The sequence below is a fragment of the Aeromicrobium sp. REDSEA-S38_B2 genome, assembly GCF_001628525.1.
Taxonomy (GTDB): Bacteria; Actinomycetota; Actinomycetes; order Propionibacteriales; family Nocardioidaceae; genus Aeromicrobium; species Aeromicrobium erythreum.
Map to the genome: position 1 here is coordinate 19,064 of NZ_LUNH01000032.1, position 20,185 is coordinate 39,248.

24 protein-coding genes are annotated in these 20,185 nt (G+C 73.1%); 14 read left to right on the forward strand and 10 right to left on the reverse strand.

Translation table 11 applies throughout. From position 1 onward, the window contains the following. Nucleotide 1: 1 nt before the first annotated feature. Together A6Q81_RS07970 and A6Q81_RS07975 are read right to left on the reverse strand one after the other, a co-directional pair. Complete coding sequence (locus tag A6Q81_RS07970) at nucleotides 2-451, reverse strand: DUF6542 domain-containing protein (RefSeq protein WP_067859310.1); 450 nt, start codon at nucleotides 449-451, stop codon at nucleotides 2-4. Nucleotides 452-511: 60 nt separating this feature from the next. Further along, nucleotides 512-844 (reverse strand): antibiotic biosynthesis monooxygenase family protein, encoded by a 333-nt coding sequence (locus tag A6Q81_RS07975; protein WP_286690106.1) that lies wholly within the window; start codon nucleotides 842-844, stop codon nucleotides 512-514. Nucleotides 845-898: 54 nt separating this feature from the next. Here A6Q81_RS07975 and A6Q81_RS07980 point away from each other — a divergent pair, with 54 nt between their 5' ends. The 6 genes from A6Q81_RS07980 (at nucleotide 899) to A6Q81_RS08005 (ending at nucleotide 4,248) form a co-directional block, all read left to right on the forward strand. Continuing rightward, a complete protein-coding gene (locus A6Q81_RS07980) occupies nucleotides 899-1,459 on the forward strand; it encodes a GNAT family N-acetyltransferase (RefSeq protein ID WP_286690107.1) in 561 nt (186 codons plus the stop codon). Further along, entirely contained in the window at nucleotides 1,456-2,028 is a 573-nt protein-coding gene (locus A6Q81_RS07985; RefSeq protein ID WP_286690108.1) for a GNAT family N-acetyltransferase, read from the forward strand. Before A6Q81_RS07980 ends, A6Q81_RS07985 begins: the two co-directional genes overlap by 4 nt. An 11-nt stretch (nucleotides 2,029-2,039) precedes the next feature. After that, nucleotides 2,040-3,128: a redox-regulated ATPase YchF gene (ychF, locus tag A6Q81_RS07990; protein ID WP_286690109.1), complete on the forward strand. Its 1,089-nt coding sequence runs from the start codon at nucleotides 2,040-2,042 to the stop codon at nucleotides 3,126-3,128. 107 nt (nucleotides 3,129-3,235) lie between these two features. After that, nucleotides 3,236-3,469, forward strand: coding sequence for a FitA-like ribbon-helix-helix domain-containing protein (locus A6Q81_RS07995; RefSeq protein ID WP_286690110.1), 234 nt, complete (start codon nucleotides 3,236-3,238; stop codon nucleotides 3,467-3,469). After that, the gene (locus tag A6Q81_RS08000) at nucleotides 3,466-3,885 is read left to right on the forward strand and encodes a type II toxin-antitoxin system VapC family toxin (protein ID WP_286690111.1); all 420 of its coding nucleotides are present in this window, start codon (nucleotides 3,466-3,468) and stop codon (nucleotides 3,883-3,885) included. Before A6Q81_RS07995 ends, A6Q81_RS08000 begins: the two co-directional genes overlap by 4 nt. A gap of 24 nt (nucleotides 3,886-3,909) precedes the next feature. After that, nucleotides 3,910-4,248: a glyoxalase superfamily protein gene (locus A6Q81_RS08005; RefSeq protein WP_286690112.1), complete on the forward strand. Its 339-nt coding sequence runs from the start codon at nucleotides 3,910-3,912 to the stop codon at nucleotides 4,246-4,248. A gap of 78 nt (nucleotides 4,249-4,326) precedes the next feature. Here the strand turns inward: A6Q81_RS08005 and A6Q81_RS08010 are convergent, their stop codons facing one another. Together A6Q81_RS08010 and A6Q81_RS08015 are read right to left on the reverse strand one after the other, a co-directional pair. Then, a complete protein-coding gene (locus A6Q81_RS08010; protein ID WP_286690113.1) occupies nucleotides 4,327-4,740 on the reverse strand; it encodes a hypothetical protein in 414 nt (137 codons plus the stop codon). Between the two features lie 64 nt (nucleotides 4,741-4,804). After that, complete coding sequence (locus A6Q81_RS08015) at nucleotides 4,805-5,290, reverse strand: DinB family protein (protein WP_286690114.1); 486 nt, start codon at nucleotides 5,288-5,290, stop codon at nucleotides 4,805-4,807. A gap of 57 nt (nucleotides 5,291-5,347) precedes the next feature. Between A6Q81_RS08015 and rnhA the strand changes: the two genes are divergently transcribed. Next, complete coding sequence (rnhA, locus tag A6Q81_RS08020) at nucleotides 5,348-5,809, forward strand: ribonuclease HI (RefSeq protein ID WP_286690115.1); 462 nt, start codon at nucleotides 5,348-5,350, stop codon at nucleotides 5,807-5,809. A 206-nt stretch (nucleotides 5,810-6,015) separates the two neighbouring features. On the opposite strand, the gene A6Q81_RS08025 is transcribed toward rnhA, so the two are convergent. Both A6Q81_RS08025 and A6Q81_RS08030 read right to left on the reverse strand, forming a co-directional pair. Beyond that, nucleotides 6,016-6,336, reverse strand: a complete 321-nt coding sequence (locus tag A6Q81_RS08025; protein ID WP_286690116.1) for a hypothetical protein — start codon at nucleotides 6,334-6,336, stop codon at nucleotides 6,016-6,018. A 47-nt stretch (nucleotides 6,337-6,383) separates the two neighbouring features. Continuing rightward, a complete protein-coding gene (locus tag A6Q81_RS08030) occupies nucleotides 6,384-7,622 on the reverse strand; it encodes a YibE/F family protein (protein ID WP_144433769.1) in 1,239 nt (412 codons plus the stop codon). A 27-nt stretch (nucleotides 7,623-7,649) separates the two neighbouring features. Between A6Q81_RS08030 and A6Q81_RS08035 the strand changes: the two genes are divergently transcribed. Both A6Q81_RS08035 and A6Q81_RS08040 read left to right on the forward strand, forming a co-directional pair. Next, nucleotides 7,650-8,432, forward strand: coding sequence for a phosphotransferase (locus tag A6Q81_RS08035; protein WP_286690117.1), 783 nt, complete (start codon nucleotides 7,650-7,652; stop codon nucleotides 8,430-8,432). A 62-nt stretch (nucleotides 8,433-8,494) separates the two neighbouring features. Continuing rightward, complete coding sequence (locus tag A6Q81_RS08040; RefSeq protein WP_286690118.1) at nucleotides 8,495-9,385, forward strand: bile acid:sodium symporter family protein; 891 nt, start codon at nucleotides 8,495-8,497, stop codon at nucleotides 9,383-9,385. On the opposite strand, the gene A6Q81_RS08045 is transcribed toward A6Q81_RS08040, so the two are convergent. Further along, nucleotides 9,327-10,073 carry a YqjF family protein gene (locus A6Q81_RS08045; protein WP_236749736.1) on the reverse strand — a complete coding sequence of 249 codons (747 nt, stop codon included), beginning with the start codon at nucleotides 10,071-10,073 and terminating at the stop codon, nucleotides 9,327-9,329. The genes A6Q81_RS08040 and A6Q81_RS08045 overlap by 59 nt on opposite strands. A gap of 10 nt (nucleotides 10,074-10,083) precedes the next feature. Beyond that, the gene (locus A6Q81_RS08050; protein WP_286690119.1) at nucleotides 10,084-11,688 is read right to left on the reverse strand and encodes an ABC-F family ATP-binding cassette domain-containing protein; all 1,605 of its coding nucleotides are present in this window, start codon (nucleotides 11,686-11,688) and stop codon (nucleotides 10,084-10,086) included. 224 nt (nucleotides 11,689-11,912) lie between these two features. Between A6Q81_RS08050 and A6Q81_RS08055 the strand changes: the two genes are divergently transcribed. After that, the gene (locus tag A6Q81_RS08055) at nucleotides 11,913-12,347 is read left to right on the forward strand and encodes a cupin domain-containing protein (RefSeq protein WP_286690120.1); all 435 of its coding nucleotides are present in this window, start codon (nucleotides 11,913-11,915) and stop codon (nucleotides 12,345-12,347) included. A 24-nt stretch (nucleotides 12,348-12,371) separates the two neighbouring features. Continuing rightward, entirely contained in the window at nucleotides 12,372-12,656 is a 285-nt protein-coding gene (locus A6Q81_RS08060; protein WP_286690121.1) for a hypothetical protein, read from the forward strand. A gap of 73 nt (nucleotides 12,657-12,729) precedes the next feature. Here the strand turns inward: A6Q81_RS08060 and A6Q81_RS08065 are convergent, their stop codons facing one another. After that, nucleotides 12,730-14,844, reverse strand: a complete 2,115-nt coding sequence (locus A6Q81_RS08065; protein WP_286690122.1) for a prolyl oligopeptidase family serine peptidase — start codon at nucleotides 14,842-14,844, stop codon at nucleotides 12,730-12,732. Between the two features lie 83 nt (nucleotides 14,845-14,927). Here A6Q81_RS08065 and mshB point away from each other — a divergent pair, with 83 nt between their 5' ends. From mshB to A6Q81_RS08080, 3 genes are all read left to right on the forward strand, one after another. Next, complete coding sequence (gene mshB, locus A6Q81_RS08070) at nucleotides 14,928-15,818, forward strand: N-acetyl-1-D-myo-inositol-2-amino-2-deoxy-alpha-D-glucopyranoside deacetylase (RefSeq protein WP_286690137.1); 891 nt, start codon at nucleotides 14,928-14,930, stop codon at nucleotides 15,816-15,818. Continuing rightward, complete coding sequence (locus A6Q81_RS08075) at nucleotides 15,815-16,168, forward strand: hypothetical protein (protein ID WP_067859261.1); 354 nt, start codon at nucleotides 15,815-15,817, stop codon at nucleotides 16,166-16,168. The genes mshB and A6Q81_RS08075 overlap by 4 nt, the downstream gene beginning before the upstream one ends. A gap of 160 nt (nucleotides 16,169-16,328) precedes the next feature. Next, complete coding sequence (locus tag A6Q81_RS08080) at nucleotides 16,329-18,440, forward strand: VanW family protein (protein WP_067859258.1); 2,112 nt, start codon at nucleotides 16,329-16,331, stop codon at nucleotides 18,438-18,440. 56 nt (nucleotides 18,441-18,496) lie between these two features. On the opposite strand, the gene A6Q81_RS08085 is transcribed toward A6Q81_RS08080, so the two are convergent. Next, on the reverse strand, nucleotides 18,497-20,158 hold the full coding sequence (locus tag A6Q81_RS08085) for a phospho-sugar mutase (protein WP_286690123.1): 1,662 nt from the start codon (nucleotides 20,156-20,158) through the stop codon (nucleotides 18,497-18,499). Between the last annotated feature and the right edge of the window lie 27 nt (nucleotides 20,159-20,185).

Consider the following 20,185-nt stretch of genomic DNA (forward strand, 5'->3'; position numbering starts at 1 on the left):
GTCAACGCATCCGGCGGGTGCGGCGGGGGTGGTGCGGGTCGAGGAGGATGCGCGCGACGATGGTCAGCAGCGCGAGCCCGTGGCCCACGAGGAGCGTGACGCCCCGGTCGATCGTGCCGGTGAGCGTGCGACCGAACCAGCCGGTGCCCTCCGGCAGCCCCGCGACCTCGACCGCGTCGGGCGACAGCGCGGCCGCGAGCCCCACGCACACGACCAGCAGGATCGGTGGCAGCACGCCTGCGGGCAGCAGCGAGCGGACGTCGATCGCGAGCGGCACGGTGACCGCGGTGAGCACGAAGCCCACCGAGAACACCGCACCGAGCCGACCGTCGGTGCTGACGTCGAGCAGCGTGACGAGCAGCAGCGCCACGAACGCGAGCAGGATCGTCCGGCGGGCCCCGACGTCGTTGGGGGCCAGCCCGACGCGTGTGGTTGCCACGGTGGCGGCCATGGACCCGACGCTAGGCCATGACGCCGACAGAACCGTGGCAACGCGCTGGAACGGCGGGCGTCAGGCGTGTCCGGGCGAGCCGCCCGCGACGGTGTAGCTCCAGAGCTCGCTGTGCGAGGCGACCGGCTTGGGCTCCTCGCCGCCGGCACGCTCGGACTCCGACCGGTGCCCGTGCGCGAACGCCGGGGACTGCAGCCAGGCCTGGAACGACTCCTCGTCGCGCCAGCGGGTGACGACGAGCCACTGCTCGCGGTCGTCGGTCGGCTTCAGCAGCTCGAAGCCCTCGAAGCCCTCCGACCCGTCCACGGCACCGGCGCGGGCGGCGAACCGGTGCGCCAGCTCGTCGCCGTTCTCGGCGGGGACGGTGATCGCGTTGATCTTGATGACGGTCATGGGCCCATCGTCGCACCGGCGTCCACGCCCGCAGGGCGCGGATAGGCTCGGCGCATGCTTCCCGACCGCGTCGAGACGGAGCGGTTGTTGCTGCGGCCGTACGAGGCCGCGGACGCCCCGCGGGTGCTTGACACCTTGTCGCGGCTCGACGTCATCCGTTGGCTCGACAACCCGCCGTTCGTCCCGATGCCCGACCTCGAGGCAGCGCTGGCCTGGGTCGAGAAGGTGCGCACGAAGGAGGCCGACGACCCGCGGCAGGCCTGGCGTGCGGTCGAGGTGCGCGAGAGCGGCGACGTGGCCGGATGCGTGCTCGTGGCGCGGCTGGAGCGCCTCGAGGGCGGCTTCGTGGGCGAGTACGAGACGGGCTGGCACCTGCACCCCGACAGTGCCGGGCACGGCTACGCGACAGAGGCCGCCGGGGCACTCACCGCCGCCGCCTTCGAGGCCGGCCACGAGGCGCTGACCGTCACCATGTACCCCGACAACGCTCCCTCGCTGGCCGTCGCGCGACGTCTGGGTGCCGACGACCTCGGTGAGCGCGAGGACCCCTGGTACGGCGGGACCAGTCGTCTGCTCCTGCTCCGCCCGGAGCACGTGGTCGAGGGCCCGGCATGAGCGCGAGCCCTGTGCTGCGGACGGGGCGGCTGCTGCTGCGGCCTTTCGAGCCGGACGACGCCGGTGCGCTGTTCGGCTGGTTCTCGCTGCCGGAGGTGGCTCGGTGGAGCGGTACCGGCGAGCCCATGCGCGACGTCGCGGAGGCAGAGGCGCGGATCGCGCGCATGCCGGAACGAGCTGGCTCGCACCCGGCGGCCGGTGTCCTCGCGGTCTGTCGCGACGAGGCGCTGCCCCCGGTGGGCATGGTGATGCTCGTGCCGATCCCCGCCTCGGCGGGCCGGGAGCACGGCGACGGTGCCGGCGACTGGGAGGTCGGCTGGCACCTGCACCCGCGCGCCTGGGGCAGGGGCTACGCGACCGAGGCGGCGTCGGCGCTCCTCGAGCGCGCCGCGTCGGCCGGGCTGCCCCGCGTGGTCGCGGTGACGCATCCGGACAACGCACCCTCGCAGGCGGTCTGCCGCCGGCTCGGCATGAGCGACCTCGGCCTGCGCGACGACTGGTACGACCGCACGCTGCGTGCCTTCGCCCTGCCTCTCCCGGCGGTCGGGACCCTCGCCCCGCACCAGTAGGCTGGTGCCTCGTGGCACTCAGCATCGGCATCGTCGGACTCCCCAACGCGGGCAAGTCGACCCTCTTCAACGCCCTGACCAAGAACGACGTCCTCGCGGCGAACTACCCGTTCGCGACGATCGAGCCGAACGTCGGCGTGGTCGGCGTCCCCGACTCCCGGCTCGACACGCTCGCGGAGATCTTCGGGTCGGCCAAGATCCTGCCCGCGACGGTCCAGTTCGTCGACATCGCCGGCATCGTGCGCGGTGCGTCGGAGGGCGAGGGCATGGGCAACGCGTTCCTGTCGCACATCCGCGAGTCCGACGCGATCTGCCAGGTCACCCGCGTGTTCCGCGACGAGGACGTCACGCACGTCGACGGCAAGGTCGACCCGGGCAGCGACATCGAGACCATCTCGACCGAGCTGATCCTCGCCGACCTGCAGACCGTCGAGAAGGCGGTGCCGCGCCTGGAGAAGGAGTCGCGCAAGGACAAGGAGCTCGTCGCGCAGCTGGAGGAGGCCCGCAAGGCCCAGACCGCGCTGGAGTCGGGCACGGGCGTGCTGAACGCGGGTCTCGACCTCGCGCTGCTGCGTGACCTGCACCTGCTGACCGCGAAGCGGTTCCTGTTCGTGTTCAACTGCGACGCCGACGAGCTGGCCGACGAGGCCCTCAAGCAGAAGATGCGCGACCTCGTCGCCCCCGCCGAGGCCGTGTTCCTCGACGCGAAGAGCGAGGCCGAGCTGGTCGAGCTCGGCGATGACGAGGAGGCCGAGGCGATGCGTGCGGAGATGCTCGCCGAGATGGGCGTCGAGGAGCCGGGCCTCGACGCGCTGGCCCGCGTCGGCTTCGCGACCCTCGGCCTGCAGACCTACCTCACGGCGGGCCCGAAGGAGGCGCGCGCCTGGACGATCAAGCAGGGCGCCACCGCCCCCGAGGCCGCCGGCGTCATCCACACCGACTTCCAGAAGGGCTTCATCAAGGCCGAGATCGTCTCCTTCGACGACCTCGTCGCCGCCGGGTCGATGAACGACGCCAAGGCCGCCGGCAAGGTCCGCATGGAGGGCAAGGACTACGTGATGGCCGACGGCGACGTGGTGGAGTTCCGCTTCAACGTGTGAGCCACGGATGGTCGAGGTCGAGCACGGCTGGCCGGCTCGCGTCGACGGATGGCGGGTCGCGTCTCGCTGCTATCATCGTTGATAGCAGCGAAGGGTAGGTGGTCGCGGTGACCTCGATCGTGGTCCGCGGGCTCGAGGAGTCCGTCAAGAAGCGTCTCGCCGCGCAGGCGCGCGAGAACGGCAGGTCGATGGAGGCCGAGGCGCGCGACATCCTGACGCGCGCGACCCGGCGCCCCCACATCGGGCTCGCGCTACTGCAGGCGGGGCAGGAGGCGGGCGGGTTCGACGACGTCGAGCTGCCGGGCCGCACCGACCAGGCCCGCGCGGCGGACCTCGAGTGATCGTTCTCGACCGCAACGTCGTCTCCGAGGCTCTGCGGCGCCAGCCGGACGAGCGGGTGCTCGCGTGGCTCCAGTCGTTGACCGACGAGGTCGCCATCACGGCGGTCACGCTCGCCGAGCTGCTGGCAGGCGTGCGCAGGCTGCCGGCCGGTCGGCGCCGCACGACGCTCTCGGCCGCGATCGACGCGGCGGTCGCCCCGTACCGGGAGACGCGGGCGATCCTGCCGTTCGACGACGCCGCTGCCGGCGAGTACGCGGAGGTGCTGGCGATGCGCGAGCGCGACGGTCGTCCCATCCACACGGCGGACGCGCAGATCGCCGCGATCTGCCGCGTCTCGAGCGCCACCTGCGCGACGCGGAACGTCGCCGACTTCGACGGCACCGGCATCCGGCTCGTCGACCCCTGGACCGCCTGACGCTGTCGTGCGACGCTCGTCCCCATGAGCCGCCCGCCCGTCCAGGCCGTCCCGATCCTGCGCGTCCTCGACGTCGACGCGTCACTGCCCTGGTGGACGCGGCTCGGGTTCGCGGAGGAGTTCCGCCACGTCTTCGAGCCCGGTCTGCCGCGGTTCGTCGGCGTCGTGCGCGACGGGTGCCGGGTGTACCTGTCCGAGCACACGGGCGACGCGCCCGGGCCGGCGCTGGTCTACCTGTGGGTGCTCGACGTCGACCGGATCGCCGCCGACCTGGGCGCCGACGTCGAGCAGGTGCCGTGGGCGCGGGAGTGCGAGGTCACCGACCCCGACGGCAACCGGGTACGGGTGGCGACGGCGACCTGAGGGGCAGAGATTCTCCCTTCGCGAGGCACGGTCCACGAGAAGGGAGAAGCGCTGCCCACGCAGAAGGAGAATCGTGCGTCACCCGAGGGCGAGCAGGGCGAGCGCCAGACCGACGACCGCGGCGACGGAGCGCACCCCGTCGAAGACCGCGAGCCGCCGCAGGAGCGACGGCGTGGGGCCGGAGGTCCCCAGGCGTCCGTGGGTCGGGGCGGCGACGAGGGCGGTGGTGAGCAGCGCTAGGCCGTGCGCGGCGACGGCCGCCTGCACGAGCGGACGCGGGTCGGTGGCGACCGCCCACCCGCACACCGCGACCAGTGCCGCGTAGAGGGGAACGACGAGCAGCACGATCCGCCGCGAGTGCGCGTCGTGCGCCAGTGTGAACTGGTCGGCGCCCACCGACGCGAGCGCCGGGTAGACCACCACCGACACGGTCAGCTGGAAGGCCGCGTGCGCGGCCCCCACGACGGCCAGGGCGACGACGGCGTCGGGCACGGGTCCTCCAGAGGTCTCGACCCGACGCTAGCCAGGCTCGCCCCGGCGCGCTCGACGAGCGACCTCAGACCTGCGCGGACGCGCGCCGTGCGAGCAGCTGCTCCACCAGGATGTCGCCGTGCCCGGCGTGGCGGGCGAGCTCGGCGATCATGTGGCCGTAGACGTAGCGCAGCGAGACGGGTCCGTCGTACCACGGCCAGGTCTCGTCGAGGTCGTGGGCGGCGGCGACGGCGCGGGAGATGTCGCACGCCTCGTCGAAGTCGGCGCGGACCGATGCGACCGTGTCGTCGTCGGTCAGCACGAAGCTGTCGGCCGGTGCGGCGGGGAGGCCGAGACGCTCGCGCGGGACGCCCGCCACCCGGGAGTGGAACCAGACGCGCTCGACGAACACCGCGTGCTTGACGAGCCCGAGCACCGTGGTCGCCGACGGCACCAGCCGGGTGCGCGCCTCGGTGTCGTCGACCTCGTCGAGCAGCAGCGCGACCTCCGCCCGCTGCACGTCGAGCAGCCCCTCAAGCACGGAACGTTCGTCGGCGGTGTGCAGGCTCATGGCGTCACGGTACGACCGGCGAGGGCTCGACGACCAGGTGCGAGGATGGTCGACGCCATGACGACCGCACCCTCCACCGTCCCCGTCCTCATCCACACCGACGGCGGCTGCAAGCCGAACCCCGGTCCCGGCGGCTGGGGTGCCGTGCTGCGCTACGGCTCGCACGTGCGGGAGATGTGCGGTGGCGAGCGCGAGAGCACGACCAACAACCGCATGGAGCTGATGGCACCGATCATGGCGCTGGAGACGCTCAACCGACCCTCCACGGTGCACCTGTTCACCGACAGCGCCTACGTGCGGGGCGGCATCACGTCGTGGATGACGGGCTGGGAGCGCAACGGGTGGCGCACGTCTACGAAGCAGCCGGTCAAGAACGTCGACCTCTGGAAGCGGCTCAAGCAGGCCTGCGAGCGGCACGAGGTGGAGTGGTTCTGGGTCAAGGGGCACTCGGGCGTGCCCGACAACGAGCTGGCCGACCAGCTCGCGACGCGCGGCCTGCGCGAGGCCATGCGCGTCTGAGGAGGGGCTGCGTCAGCGGCGACGGCCGTTGGCGCGCAGCGCGTCCAACGCCTGCGCACCGACGAACACGTAGAAACCGAGCGTGCTGGCGACGATCGTGCGGGCGGTGGTCATGACTCGACGGTAGGCCGGTTTCGTGACGTGCGCCTCTCGAGCGCCTCGCGACGGGTGGAGCACCCCACGCGACGAGCCCTGCGTCGAGGGCCTCAGTCGTCCTCGGGCGGCCGGGTGAGCCGGATCGAGCGAGGGGATCCGTCGGGGTTGCGCCGCACCTGGCCGTGCCGCAGCTCGTCGTCCTCGTCGGGGGAAGGCATCACGTGGGCAGCACGCTTCTGACGTTCGAGCTCCTCGGCGGCGTCGGCGCGCGACGGGCTGAAGAAGTTGTCCATGACGCCCATGCCGTTGCCCATGGTGCCGAGACCGTCGCGACCGCCGGGCTGGTCGAGGGAGCGCTGGAACAGCCACAGCGCCACGACGAGCGCGACCAGCACGCCCACCCCGAACAGCACGACGCCGACCCACTCCATGGCGCGAGCCTACGCGGGGCCGGCGACCGCGGCAGGCGTGCCGACGGTCACGACGTCGCGCGACGTCGGCCGGCGGGTCGGGCCGGGGTCAGCGGCTCGTCCTCCGCGGGCGGGGCCAGGGCGACGGCGATGGCCGTGGTCACCGGGACGGCGAGGACGAGCCCGATCGCGCCGACGAGCGTGCGGACGATCTCCTGGCCGAGCTCCTCGGTGGTCGCCATCTCCCCGAGGGGTCGCGAGTAGGCGGAGATGAGCAGCAGCACCGTCATGGCCGAGCCGGCGTAGGCGAAGACGAGCGTGTAGACGCTCGAGGCGATGTGGTCGCGGCCGATCCGCATGGCCGACATGAACAGCTCCCGGGCGCGGGCGGTGGGCTGCAGGGCCCGCATCTCCCACACCGCGCTCGCCTGGGTGACGGTCACGTCGTTCAGGACGCCGAGCCCGGCGATCACCATGGTCGCGGCCACGACGCCGGACATGGAGAGGGTCGGCACGGTGGCCACGAGCGTGCGGTCGTCCTCGGAGCCGATGCCCGTGAGGCTCGCCCAGTCGGTCGCGAGCGCCCCCATCAGGGCGGTGCCGATGATGCCGAAGTAGGTGCCGAAGAGCGCGCTGGTCGTGCGGATGCTCACGCCATGGGCCAGGTAGAGCACGACCGTCATGATCACCGTCGAGCCGACGATGGCCACCGGGAGGGCCGACTTCCCCGCGAGCAGGGCGGGCAGGATGAACTGCATCAGCGCGACCAGCGTGACGCCGATGCCGACGAGCGCGAAGAGGCCGCGCCACCGCGCGACGGCCACCACGAGGACCGCGAACGCGATCGCCAGCGCCTGCAGCGGGAAGGTGCGCTGGAAGTCGTAGAACTCGAACGTCGCCGGCTGGCCCTGGGGTGCGATGCGCAGCACCTCGATCTCGTCGCCCGTGTCGATCCCGGCCTGGTAGCGCGCGGAGTCGAGGGTGAACGTGGCGTCGCCGTCGTCGGTCTCGGCGGTCACCTTGGCGCAGTCGCCGTCGACGGTGGGCTGGTTGTCCGGCCCCACGCCGCCGGACCCGCAGTCGAACGGCTTGACCGCGGTGACGGTGCCGTCGAGCAGGGTCACGCCCTCGCCGCTGAGGGGGTTGGGTGCCTTGGGCACCTGCGACGACGACGGCCAGAGCACGACCATCGCGACGATCGCGGCCACCGAGATGGCGCCGACCACGACGGCGAGCGTCGCGGCGAGGCCCTGACGGGGCGGTCCGACGTCGAGGTCGTCGTGGGAGTGTGCGTGTCCGTGAGCCACGGGGGATAGCGTGCCACGATGACCCACGTGGACGACGCACCAGACGCCGACGGCCCCGACGTCGAGCACCTCCCGGGCGCGGTCGGGGGCGCGCTGCGCATCGGCCGGACGGTCCGCAGGCCGACGGGTCCGTGGACGCCGGCCGTGCACCGCCTGCTCGCCTTCCTCGCCGACGAGGGCCTCGGCGGCGTGCCGAGGGTCGAGGGTCTCGACGACCAGGGCCGAGAGGTCCTGAGCTACGTCGAGGGTCGCGGCGTGCCGGTCGACGACGAGGTCGTGCTCGACACCGTGCTCGTCGAGGCGGTCACCTGGCTGCGCGGGTACCACGACGTCGTCGAGGGCTTCCGGCCCGAGGAGCCGTTGCGCTGGCGGGGGACGGGGGAGGAGCCGGTGACGCTCGCGCCCGACCAGGTCGTCTGCCACCACGACCCCGGCGCCTACAACTGGATCGTCCAGAGCGGCCACTTCGTGGCGATGATCGACTGGGACATGGCCGGGCCTGGGCGGGCCATCGACGACCTCGCGTTCCTCGCCTGGACGGGCATCCCGCTCTACCGCGACATCGGCGTGGAGGAGACCGCCCGCCGTCTCGACCTCGTCGTGGAGGCCTACGGCGAGTGGGGTCCGATGACGTTGCTGGACGCGGTCGTCGAGCGCATGACGACGGCGAGCGAGCGGATCGCGGCCGGCATCGCCCGCGGCGACGCGGGCATCGCGAACCTGCAGAAGGTGGGCGAGCCGCAGCGCACCCGCGACCGCGTCGCCGCCTTCCGGGAGCGCGTCCCGGCCATCCTCGACGCCCTGCCGTAGCCGTCCGTCCGGCACGCGACGCGGAGGGTGGGAAAGTGACGTGCATCACTCTAGGGTGAGGCATGGACTCCGCACTCTCCACGGTCGGCCTACCCGTCGCCCTCGGCATCATCATGCTGGGGCTCGGCCTCTCGCTCACGCCCGAGGACTTCCGTCGGGTCGGGCGCCACCCGAAGGCGGTGGTGGTCGCGCTGGCGTGCCAGCTGCTCCTCCTGCCGCTGCTCTGCTTCGGCCTCGTCACCGCCTTCGACCTCGACCCCCTGCTCGCCGTGGGCATGCTGCTGCTGGCGGCGTCGCCCGGCGGGACGTCGGCGAACCTCTACAGCCACCTCTTCCGGGGCGACGTCGCGCTCAACGTGTCGCTGACGGCGATCAACTCCGTCGTCGCGATCGGCACGCTGCCGCTCATCACCAACCTCGCGATCGAGCACTACGGCCTCGACGACGAGGTCTCGCTGCAGTTCCGGAAGGTCGTCGAGGTCTTCGTGGTCGTCCTGGCGCCCGTGCTGCTCGGCATGCTGGTGCGGCGCCGGCGGCCGGAGCTCGCGGCCCGTGCCGACCGTCCGGTGCGCACCGCGTCGGCCGTCATCCTGCTCGTGCTCGTCCTCGGGATCCTCGCGAGCACCGGCTCCGACGCGGGCGACTACCTGCGCCAGGTCGGGCTCCCCGCCGCGCTGTTCTGCGTGGTGAGCCTCGTGGTCGGGTTCGCGGTGCCCCGCCTCGTCGGGCTCGGCCCGGCGCAGGCGGTGGCCAGCTCGTTCGAGATCGGCGTGCACAACGCGACGCTGGCCATCTACGTCGCGGTCGAGGTGCTCGGCGAGACGGCGATCTCGGTGCCCGGCGCGGTCTACGGCGTGCTGATGTTCCCGCTCGCGGCGCTGTGGGGCGTGCTGCTCACCCGGCGGCTGCTGCCCGCGCCGGCACGCCACGGCGCGGGAGCCCGAACGTCGTGAACGTGCCGGGCGACCACAGCACCGACGCCGGCGCCGTGCCTGCCAGGCCGGGGAAGCCGGCGGCCTCCAGCAGCGTGTCGTCGAGCGAGGTCAGCTCGGCGCGGTGCAGCGGCCAGGCGGTGTGCGTGTTCGGCACCCACCACGTGCGTCCGAGCACCCGGGTGTGCAGCCCGAAGCGAGCCGTGACGAAGTGCTCGAGCTCGCTCGGCTCCTCCAGGCGTTCGCCGGGCCGCACCTCGATCCGACCGCCCGCGCCCCGTGGTCCGGGCCAGCGTCGCGACGTCGTGTAGCGGTGCACACCGTCGTGCTCCTCGACCCGCATCCGCGCCCAGGTGTACGGCGTGCCGAAGACGAGCCGGGCGAGTGCCGACACGACGAGCCGGGCCGACTCCAGCGACAGGAACACGACGCCGTGACGTCCGGTGTCGTCCACCGAGTACAGACGCACGTTCGTCTCGTGGAACGTGCCCAGCCACGGGACCGCCGGCCCGCGCCCGAAGCCCGCGTGCTGCATCCGGAACGGGATCAGGCCCACGTACGACCGACCGTCGAGCACGTCGGGCCGGACCCCTGCCGGCATGAACGGCGCGACGACGTCGGGGTCGACGGCCCAGTGGACGAAGGCGATGTCCGCCCACGTCTGTCGCATGAGCCGGGGTCCGTGCAGGGCAGGTCCGTCGGGGTCCACGGGTCCAGTGTCAGGCCAGCGGGACCACCTCGCCGGGTGAGGGAAGCTCCACGCGACGGTCGAGGCCGAGGTCGTCGAGGAACCGCTCGTCGTGGCTCACCACCAGCAGGGCGCCCTCGTAGCCGCGCAGCGCGTCGACCAGGTGCCCGACGCTGACCAGGTCGAGGTCGTTGGTGGGCTCGTCGAGCAGCAGGAGCTGCGGCGCGGGCTCCGCCAGCAGCACGCACGCCAGGGCAGCCCGCAGGCGTTCGCCACCGGACAGCGTGGCGACGACACGGTCGGCGTCGCGTCCACGGAACAGCAGCCGAGCGAGCTGGGCGCGGACCGTCTGGGGCGGGACGTCGGGTGCTGCCTGCCGGACGTTGTCGACCACGCTGGCCTGCTCGTCGGGGAGCGCCGGGCGCTGCGCGAGGTGCCCCACGGGCACGCCGACGCGGACGCTGCCGGCCTTCGGGGCGAGCTCGCCGAGCAGCACCTGCAGCAGCGTCGACTTGCCGCTGCCGTTCGGGCCCACGAGGGCCACCCGCTCCGGACCTCGGAGATGCAGGTCGAGCGCCGTGCCGACGCGCGGCAGCACGAGGCCGTCCGCGACCACCACGTCGCGACTCCGGGGGACCGCGGTGGCGGGCAGCTCGAGTCGCACCTCGCGGTCGTCCCGGACCCTCTCCTGCGCGGCGTCGAGCCGCGCTCTCGCCTGCTCGACGTGGTCCTCGTGCGCGCCGCGGAGGCGTCCCGCCGAGACCTGGGCCTGCATCCGTCGACCGTGCGCGATGATCTTCGGCACCCGCTTCTCGGCCTCGGCCTTGGCGGCGGTGCGCAAGCGGCGGTCCAGCTTGGTGCGGGCCTCCACGAGCTCGCGTTGCTGACGTCGGACGTCGACCCGCGCGTCTCGGACCGCGCGTTCAGCGGCGTCCTGCTCGGCCGCGAGCACGTCCTCGTAGACGGAGAACCCGCCGGTGACCGTACGGACGGTGCCGGCGTGCACCTCCACGATGCTGTCGACGTGCTCGAGGAACTCGCGGTCGTGGCTCGCCACGAGGGCCACGCCACCGAATCCGTGCAGCGCCTCGGCCAGGTGTGCACGGGCGCGACGATCGAGATTGTTCGTCGGCTCGTCGAGCAGGAGCACGTCCGGGCGGCGCAGGAGCCGAGCGGCCAGCGCCAGCAGCACCAGCTCGCCGCCCGAGAGGCTCGCGGCGTCGCGGTCGAGCCCGACCCGGGGGAGCCCGAGCCGGTCGAGCCAGGCGCGCGCCCGCTCCTCGACGTCCCAGTCGTCGCCGACGGCGTCGAAGTCGCGGGGGTCGGTGCTCCCAGCCTCGACGGCTCGCAGGGCCGTGAGGGTGTCGGCGACGTCGAGCACGTGCGCGACGCTGAGTCCGCGTACCGAGGGCACGGGGTCCTGCGGCAACAGCTCGACGGTGCCGCCGACCGCGACGACCCCCTCGGTGGGCGTCAGGTCGCCGGTGAGCAGCCGGAGCAGGGTCGACTTGCCGCTTCCGTTCGTGCCGACGAGGCCGTGGACGCCGGGTCCGAGGTCGAGGTCGACGTGGGCGAGCACGGTGGTGCCGTCGGGCCAGGTGTGGGTGAGGTGGTGCAGGGACAGGGTCGCGGACATGGGGCCTCCGGGGAGATCGCGGGCGGGCGGGGCTGCGTGAGCCGCGCGGGCGCGCGTCGTCAGGAGGTCACGACGGAAGGTCCTCGCAGGGACCGGGTGCTGCCGTGAAGGAGGTCGACGAGACGCGCTGACGTCGAAGGACGTGCGCTGGGCTCGGACCTCAGAGCTTCACGGTGGCGGATCACCTCGCGGGTAGGGGACCTCCAGGCTACTACCGTGCAGCCATGACCGCCAAGGCCTCCGACGTCCCCAGCACTGCCGCCCGCCTCGCGCTGGAGCCGCACCCGGAGGGCGGGTGGTACCGCCAGACGTGGCGCTCGCCGGTCGACGTGACGCTGCCCGATGGGCGCGTGAGACCCACCGCGACCCTGATCTGGTTCCTCCTGCCGGCCGGCGACTCCTCCGCCTGGCACCGGGTCGCGTCGGACGAGCTGTGGCTGGCCCACACGGGCGCGGTCGCCCTGGAGCTGGGCGGCTCCGGAGCCGTGCCGGAGGCCGTCGAGCGGCATGTGGTCGGGGTCGGCGCCACGCAGGTGTCGCAGCTGCTCGTGCCGGCGGGCGTCTGGCAGCGGACGCTTCCGGGCGAGCAGGAGGCGCTGGTGAGCTGCGTGGTCTCGCCCGGCTTCGACTTCGACGACTTCGCCCTGCACGAGGGCTGACCCGACGTCCTACGATCGGGGGCCATGGACGAGATCTGGTTCGACGAGCGCGACGACGCCGCGGAGCTCGTGAAGGCCCTCGAGGCCGAGGGCTACACGGTGACCGCCCGGGCCGAGGGCTTCGCGGGCGAGGACGACTCCGAGGACCGCGCCTGGGCGGTCGTCGTGGAGCCGTTCGACAAGCGCGTCGTCGACATGGTCGACGTGTACGGCGGCTGGCTCCCGGGCGACCCGCGTCGCGCCGACACCGCCCCGCCCGCGGTCCCCGACCTCCCCACCGCTCCCAAGCGCCTCAAGCGCGAGCAGTAGGACCGGCCCTTGCGTTCTGTGGACCTTCTGACGATCACCGCGGCGAGGACCGTCATCAGGTCCGCAGGACGCGTCAGGCGTCGAGGTGGGTGCGCAGGAAGTCGACCTGGAGCAGCTTGAGGTTCTCCGCGACGACCTCCTGCGGGGTCATGTGGGTGACGCCCGACAGCGGCAGCACCGTGTGCGCCCGGCCTGCGGCCAGCAGCGCCGAGGAGAGCCGCAGGGTGTGCGCGGCGACCACGTTGTCGTCGGCCAGCCCGTGGATGAGCATGAGCGGTCGCTCGAGCCGCTCGGCGAGGGGCAGCAGCGAGTTGCGGTCGTAGACGTCGGGCTGCTCGTCGGGGTGGCCCAGGTAGCGCTCGGTGTAGCAGGTGTCGTAGAGCCGCCACTCGGTCACGGGCGCGCCGGCGACGGCCGCGTGGAACACGTCGGGCCGGGCGAGCACCGCGAGCGCCGACAGGTAGCCGCCGTACGACCAGCCCGTGATGCCCACGCGCGAGGTGTCGACGTCGTCGGGCCAGCGCTCGGCGACGCCGGCGAGGGCGTCGACCTGGTCGTCGAGCGTCACCGTGGCGAAGGAGTCGAGCACCTCGCGCTCCCACGCCTTGCCGCGCCCGGGCGTGCCGCGACCGTCGGCGACGACGACGCAGAAGCCCTGGTCGGCCAGCCACTGGGCCTCGAGGAACATACGGGCCGACGCGAGCACGCGCTGGGCGTGCGGTCCGCCGTAGGGGTCCATGAGGACGGGCAGGCGACGCGACCCCGGCACGTGGTCGCGCGGGAACAGGACGGCGGCGCGCAGCTGCCGGGCGCCGACCGACACCATCGTCACCGCGGGGTCGAAGGGAGCGGGCTCGGCCACGACGCGCAGCTGCGACACGGCGTCGGAGCCGTCGCGGTGCACCGTGAACGTCGTGCCCACCGTGTCGAGCGCCGACCGGCTCACCACCGTGGTGCCACCGCCGACCGCGGCCCCGTGCACGGCCTGGCCCGACGTCAGCGGCTCGACGGAGCCGTCGAGGCCGACGCGCACGACCTGCACCTCGGTGGGCTCCTGCGACGCGGTCACGACGACGGCGTCGGGGTGGGTGCTGACGATGCCGCGCACCTGCCAGCCCCGCGGGCCGACCGGGGTCCCGTCGACGACGACCTGGCGCGCCTCCTCCCCCGCCGCCCCTGTCACGTCCTCGACGGAGACCAGCCGGCCACCGGCCGCGTACCGCGGCGCGCTCAGCACCTCGACCCACGCCTCGTCGGTGAGGGTGCGGAGGGTGCGCGTCGAGCCGTCGGCGATGTCGACCGCGAGCACCCCCGCGGTGCGCTGGTCGCGGGTGAGGACCTGCAGCACGGGTGCGCCGTGCTCGGTCCAGGTGACCGAGGCCAGGTACTCGAACCGCTCGTGGTCCCATCCGACCTCCGTGCGCTGACCGTCGAGCGTGACGTGCCAGAGGGTGACGTCGCTGTTGGCGGTGCCGGCGGCCGGGTAGCGCTGCTCGACCGGCGCGCGGTCGGGGTGCTCGGGGTCGGCCACGTGCCAGGTCGCGACCGGGGCGTCGTCGTACCGCTCGACGAGCAGCGACTCGCCGTCCGGCGCCCACCAGAACCCGCGGAAGCGGCCCATCTCCTCGGCGGCGATGAACTCGGCCTGCCCCCACACCTGCGTCGGGGTGTCCGGCGTGGCCAGGGCCGTGTCGGCCGGCTCGGTGCTCGACGCGCCTCCCGGCAGGTCGACGACGCGCAGTGCTCCGTCGGCCGCGTAGGCCACGCGTCGACCGGTCGGGTCGACCCGCGGGTCGATCACGCCGTCGACAGTCGGCAGCTCGTGCACCTCGCCGGACGCCAGCTCGACCGCCCAGGCGCGACCCGAGAGCGCGAACGACGCCCAGCGTCCCGCCGTGTCGGTCGCGTACCCGACGACGCCCGCACCCTGCTCGCGCGAGCGCTCCCGCCGGGCCCGCTCCGCCGCCGACAGCTGCTCGCCGTCGGCCAGCAGCGCCGCGGGGTCGACGAGCACGCGCTCCTCGCCCGTCGCGACGTCGTGCGCCCACAGCGCACCGGTGCGCGAGACGCCGTCGGCGGTGCGCACGAACCACACGGTCGAACCGTCCGGCGAGACGGTGAGGTCGCGCGGGATGCCGAGGGTGAACCGGGCGGTGCGGGCGGCGAGGCGAGGGTAGGAGACGCTCATGCGCCCATCCCATCATCCGGACCGTCGGGGGCCGGCATCACCCGCTCGCCTCGCCCGACCGTCGGGGGCCCGGCCCTCGTCTCCTGCTCGTCCACGCCCATCCCGACGACGAGACCATCAACAACGGCGCCACGATGGCGAAGTACGTGAGCGAGGGCGCGCACGTCACGCTGGTCACCTGCACGCTGGGCGAGATGGGCGAGATCCTCGTGCCCGAGCTCGAGCACCTGGCCGCCGACCGCGACGACGCGCTCGGCGAGCACCGGCTCACCGAGCTGACCGAGGCGATGCGGCTGCTGGGCGTCACGGACTTCCGGCGGCTCGGCGGCGACGGCCGGTTCCGCGACTCCGGCATGAAGTGGGGCGACGACGGCAACGCCACGGCCGCCGACGACATCCACGAGAACGCCTTCTGGCACGCCGACCTGCTCGAGGCGACGAACGAGCTGGTCGCCGTGATCCGCGAGGTCCGTCCCCAGGTGCTGGTGACCTACGACGACTTCGGCAACTACGGCCACCCCGACCACGTGCAGGCGCACCGCGTCGCGCACTACGCCGTCGCGCTCGCCGCGGCCCGCTCCTACCGCCACGACCTCGGCGACGCGTGGGACGTCGCCAAGGTCTACTGGACGGCGATGTCGGCCCGGGCGATGCGCGAGGGCATCAAGGAGATCCGCGAGGCCGGCGACCTGCAGTTCATGGAGGGGCTCGACCCCGACCACCTGCCACCCTTCGCCATCGACGACGACGACCTCGACGCCGAGATCGACGGCAGCCCGTGGGTCGACGCGAAGCTCGACGCCATGCGTGCCCACGCCACGCAGATCTCGGTCGACGGGCCGTTCTTCGCCCTCTCCAACGACGTGGCGTTCCGCGCGTGGGGCACCGAGCACTACCGCCTGGTCAAGGGTGTCGCGGCACCCGTGCCCGGCACGTCGTTCGAGGACGACCTCTTCGCCGGCACGGGCGTGTGAGCGTGCGGGCGGTCCTCGCCCGCGCCGGCGTGCTGCTGCTGGGCGCGTGGGTCGGTGCGCTCGGTGCCGTCGTGCACCGCATGACGGTGGACGTGGGCGGCCTCGACGTCCCGTGGGGGCTCGTGCTCGCGCTCGTGGCCACGCTGGCCACGGCCGTCGCGTGCGACGGCCTGGTGCGGGTCGGTGCGGCGTGGTTCGGCTTCGGCTGGACCCTCGTCCTGCTGCTCCAGCAGGTGCAGTCGACGGGCTCCTACCTGGTGGCCTCGGACACCCTGGGGTGGACCTTCACGATCGGCGGACTGGGGCTCTGCGCAGCCGCGGTCGTGGTCGCGCCTCGCCTCGCCAGGTGAGCGCGGTGCGGGGCCGCCGGGGTCGCTCCGTCATCATGGGAGGAATGCGACCAGCGCCGACGGGCGTGACGCAGGGGTCGATCCTCTGTTGTACTACCGGTCGCACGGGGCACGATCGCGCGATCGTCGCCGCAGAGCCGACCACCCGAGGGAGCCAGGCATGAACGACGAGCGACCGGAGTCGCCCGACGTGGAGGGTACCGACGAGGGACACCTCGACGAGACCGTCTCCGACGCCGACGTCGAGCCGGTGGTCGAGTCCGACGAGCTCGACCTCGACGACGCCCCGACCCAGAGCTGGTCGCTCGCCGACCACGACGCCCCCCGGGCTGGGGGCGAGCGGTCCGGGGACGAGGGGTCCGAGGGCGAGTGGACCGAGGACGAGGCGGAGGTCGCCGAGTCGTCAGCGCCGGCCGAGGCCTTCGAGGACGTCGACGACGCTACGCAGGACGACGCATCGCTCGCGGCGGCACCCCCGCCGCACGCGGTGGACCCCGACGGCTGGTCCGACGAGCCCCCGACCGGCGACGGCGACGCCGGCTACCCGGGCGACGAGGGATCCGGGCGGCACTGGGGACGCTGGGCGCTCGTCGCCGTCGTCGTCCTGCTGGGCGGTCTCTACGTCGGTGGCTACCTGCTCACCGGCAGCCGGCTCGCCGCCGGCACCACCATCGGCGGCGTCGACGTCGGCGGCATGTCGCCCGCCGGCGCACGCTCGACGCTGGAGAAGGAGCTGGGCCCGAAGCAGGACGACCCGGTCGTCCTGGTCCACGGCGACGAGCGCTTCGAGGTCACGCCGTCCGACGCCGGTCTCGCGCTCGACGTCGACGCCTCCGTCGACTCCGCAGGCGGTGCGCGCAGCTGGGACCCACGCGACATGGTCGCGCTCGTGGTCGGCAGCCGCAACCGCGCCCCCGTGCTCGACGTCGACGAGAAGGCGCTGCGGTCGGCCGTCCAGGGCATCGGCGAGGCCGTCGACGTGCCCGTCACCGAGGCCCTCATCACCTTCCCGAACGCCACGCCGCGGACGCGCCAGCCCAAGGACGGGCTCACCATCCGCACCGCCGACACGGCGCAGCTCATCCAGGACGAGTACCTGGTGCAGGACGAGCCGGCCAAGGTCCCGACGGCCGCGGTCGAGCCCGCCGTCGACGTCGCAGGCCTGCGCGAGGCGGTCTCCTCGATCGCCCGGCCGGCCGTCGCGGCACCGGTGACCATCCGGGTCGGCCGGCAGAAGGTCGAGCTGCCCGTGACCGCCTACGCGCCGGCCCTGCGCGTCGAGCCCGTCGACGGCGCGATGACCCCGGTCATCGACCCGGAGCGGCTCGCCGAGCCCCTCACCGACGCCACCACCGGCATCGGGCGCAAGGCGGTCGACGCCACGGTGGAGATCCGTGGCGAGCGCCCCGTGGTCGTGCCGGGCAAGGAGGGCATCGGCCTGCAGCCGAAGGAGATGGCCGAGAAGCTCGTGCCGGTGCTCACGCGCAGCGGAGCCGAGCGCGCCGTCACGGTCGAGGCCAAGGTCGTCGAGCCGGAGTTCACGACCGAGGACGCCAAGGCCCTGCGCATCACCGAGAAGGTCAGCGAGTTCACCACCGAGTACCCGCACGCCGAGTACCGCAACATCAACCAGGGCCGAGCCGCGCAGCTGCTGGACGGCACCATCGTCGAGCCGGGGGAGACGTTCTCCTTCAACGACACCGTGGGCGAGCGGACGGCGGCGAACGGCTTCACCAGCGGCTCGGTCATCAACGGCGGTCGCTTCCGCGACGAGCTCGGCGGTGGTGTGTCGCAGGTGGTCACCACCACCTACAACGCCGCCTTCTTCGCCGGGCTCGACGACGTGGAGCACCACCCGCACGCGTTCTACATCGACCGCTACCCGGTGGGCCGTGAGGCGACCGTCTACTTCGGGTCGCTCGACCTGCGTTTCCGCAACAACCTCAAGAGCGGCGTGCTCATCCGCTCGTTCGTGCAGCCGAGCTCGCCCGGCGGCGTCGGCCGCACGACGGTGCAGATCTGGGGCACGAAGGAGTTCGACGTCGAGGCGGGCCAGTCCGAGCGACGCAACTTCCGCACCGGCCAGACGCGCTACGACGACTCGGCCTCCTGCGCACCCCAGGGTGCGTTGCCCGGCTTCGACATCGACATCTACCGCACCCTGCGCAAGGACGGTCGCGTCGTGAAGCGCGAGACCGACACCGCCGTCTACCAGGCGGCCGACCGCATCATCTGCGGCAAGAAGCCGGAGCCGAAGAAGGACGACGACTGAGACCCGCCTGACGGGTCGCGGCGACGCCCGAGCGAGAGGCGCCGCCGCCCGCTCGGTCAGGCGAGGCCGAGGGCCGTCGCGAGGTCGGAGCGCAGCGCCTCCAGGGTGGCGTCGGCCTGCTCGCGCGACACCTCGACGGAGTCCTGCACCGACACGACGACCTCGATGTAGCACTTGAGCTTGGGCTCAGTGCCCGACGGGCGGCAGATGATGCGCGCCGAGTCGATCGCGGGTCCGTGCGGGGCGGCCTCCGTCGCCGGCGGCAGAGCCAGGGCGAGGCGGATCCCGTCGGTGGGCGGGAGGCCCGCGTACCCGTCGGCGAGGTCGTCGACGGCCGTCACCTCCAGGCCGCCCAGCAGTCGCGGCGGCGTGGTGCGCAGCGTGCTCATGGCGTCGGCGATGATCGACAGGTCGTCGACGCGCACCGACAGCTGGCCGGTCGCGTGCAGACCGTGCTCGCGGTAGAGGTCGTCGAGCAGGTCGAGGAGCGTGCGCCCCTCGGCCTTCAGCTCCGCCGCCAGCTCAAGCACCGCGAGGATCGCGGACACGCCGTCCTTGTCGCGCGCGACGTGCGGGGCCACGCTGTAGCCCAGCGCCTCCTCGTAGCCGAACGCGAGGTCGCCGATCTTGCCGAGCCACTTGAAGCCGGTGAGGGTCTGCTGCCAGCGTCGGTCGTGCGCCTCGGCCTGGCGGCCGAGCATGTCGGAGGAGACGATCGACGAGCCGTACGTGCCGTCCACGCCGCGGCGCAGCAGCAGCTCGGCCAGGAGCACTCCCGTCTGGTCGCCCGTGAGCATCCGGAACGCCTCACCATCCCTGACCCCCACGGCGCAACGGTCGGCGTCGGGGTCGTTGGCGACGATGACGTCGGCCTCGACCTCCGCCGCGAGCTTCAGCGCGAGGTCCATCGCGCCCGGCTCCTCGGGGTTCGGGAACGCGACGGTGGGGAAGTCGGGATCGGGGTCGCCCTGCTCGGGCACCACGTGCAGGGCGGGGAACCCGGTGCGTCGCACGACCTCGACGAGGGTGTCGCGTCCGACGCCGTGCATCGGCGTGTACACGGCGACGACGTCGCGTGGGCCGTCGTGCGCGAGGTCGACGACGGCCTGCACGTAGGCCTCGGCCACGTCGGGGCCGCAGACGGTGTAGTCGTCGCTGCGGGGCAGCTCGTCGACCCGGCCGACCTCGTCGATGAGCGCGGAGATGTCGGTGTCGGCCGGCGGCACGATCTGGCTGGAGTCGCCAAGGTAGACCTTGTAGCCGTTGTCCTGCGGGGGGTTGTGCGACGCCGTCACCATGACGCCGGCCGAGCAGCCGAGGTGCAGGATGGCGTGGGCGAGCACCGGCGTCGGCAGGTGCACGGGCAGCAGGTAGGCGCGCACGCCCGCCGCCTGCATGATCTCGGCGGTGTCGCGGGCGAACACGTCGGAGTTGTGCCGCGCGTCGTACCCCACGACCACCGACGGCTCCCCGTCGACCTCACGGCGCAGGTACGCGGCGAGACCTGCGGCGGCCTTGGCGACGATGACGCGGTTCATCCGGTTCGGACCGCCGCCGAGGGCGCCGCGCAGCCCGGCGGTGCCGAACTGCAGACGGCTGCCGAAGCGGTCCTCGAGCGCCGCGGTGTCGTCGGCGTCGACGAGGGCCTGCAGCTCGGCTCGGGTCTGCGGGTCGGGGTCCTGGCTGATCCAGTCGAGTGCGAGGTCGACGACGGACATGGGTGCTCCTCGGGGCGTGGGTGGCCG

What these genes read in the sequence shown, in the direction of transcription:
- A6Q81_RS07970 (WP_067859310.1), bottom strand. Translation starts at nt 451, where the DNA reads ATGGCCGCCACCGTGGCAACCACACGCGTCGGGCTGGCCCCCAACGAC.
- A6Q81_RS07975 (WP_286690106.1), bottom strand. Translation starts at nt 844, where the DNA reads ATGACCGTCATCAAGATCAACGCGATCACCGTCCCCGCCGAGAACGGC.
- A6Q81_RS07980 (WP_286690107.1), top strand. Translation starts at nt 899, where the DNA reads ATGCTTCCCGACCGCGTCGAGACGGAGCGGTTGTTGCTGCGGCCGTAC.
- A6Q81_RS07985 (WP_286690108.1), top strand. Translation starts at nt 1,456, where the DNA reads ATGAGCGCGAGCCCTGTGCTGCGGACGGGGCGGCTGCTGCTGCGGCCT.
- A6Q81_RS08005 (WP_286690112.1), top strand. Translation starts at nt 3,910, where the DNA reads ATGAGCCGCCCGCCCGTCCAGGCCGTCCCGATCCTGCGCGTCCTCGAC.
- A6Q81_RS08015 (WP_286690114.1), bottom strand. Translation starts at nt 5,290, where the DNA reads ATGAGCCTGCACACCGCCGACGAACGTTCCGTGCTTGAGGGGCTGCTC.
- rnhA (WP_286690115.1), top strand. Translation starts at nt 5,348, where the DNA reads ATGACGACCGCACCCTCCACCGTCCCCGTCCTCATCCACACCGACGGC.
- A6Q81_RS08025 (WP_286690116.1), bottom strand. Translation starts at nt 6,336, where the DNA reads ATGGAGTGGGTCGGCGTCGTGCTGTTCGGGGTGGGCGTGCTGGTCGCG.
- A6Q81_RS08040 (WP_286690118.1), top strand. Translation starts at nt 8,495, where the DNA reads ATGGACTCCGCACTCTCCACGGTCGGCCTACCCGTCGCCCTCGGCATC.
- A6Q81_RS08050 (WP_286690119.1), bottom strand. Translation starts at nt 11,688, where the DNA reads ATGTCCGCGACCCTGTCCCTGCACCACCTCACCCACACCTGGCCCGAC.
- A6Q81_RS08055 (WP_286690120.1), top strand. Translation starts at nt 11,913, where the DNA reads ATGACCGCCAAGGCCTCCGACGTCCCCAGCACTGCCGCCCGCCTCGCG.
- A6Q81_RS08060 (WP_286690121.1), top strand. Translation starts at nt 12,372, where the DNA reads ATGGACGAGATCTGGTTCGACGAGCGCGACGACGCCGCGGAGCTCGTG.
- A6Q81_RS08065 (WP_286690122.1), bottom strand. Translation starts at nt 14,844, where the DNA reads ATGAGCGTCTCCTACCCTCGCCTCGCCGCCCGCACCGCCCGGTTCACC.
- A6Q81_RS08080 (WP_067859258.1), top strand. Translation starts at nt 16,329, where the DNA reads ATGAACGACGAGCGACCGGAGTCGCCCGACGTGGAGGGTACCGACGAG.
- A6Q81_RS08085 (WP_286690123.1), bottom strand. Translation starts at nt 20,158, where the DNA reads ATGTCCGTCGTCGACCTCGCACTCGACTGGATCAGCCAGGACCCCGAC.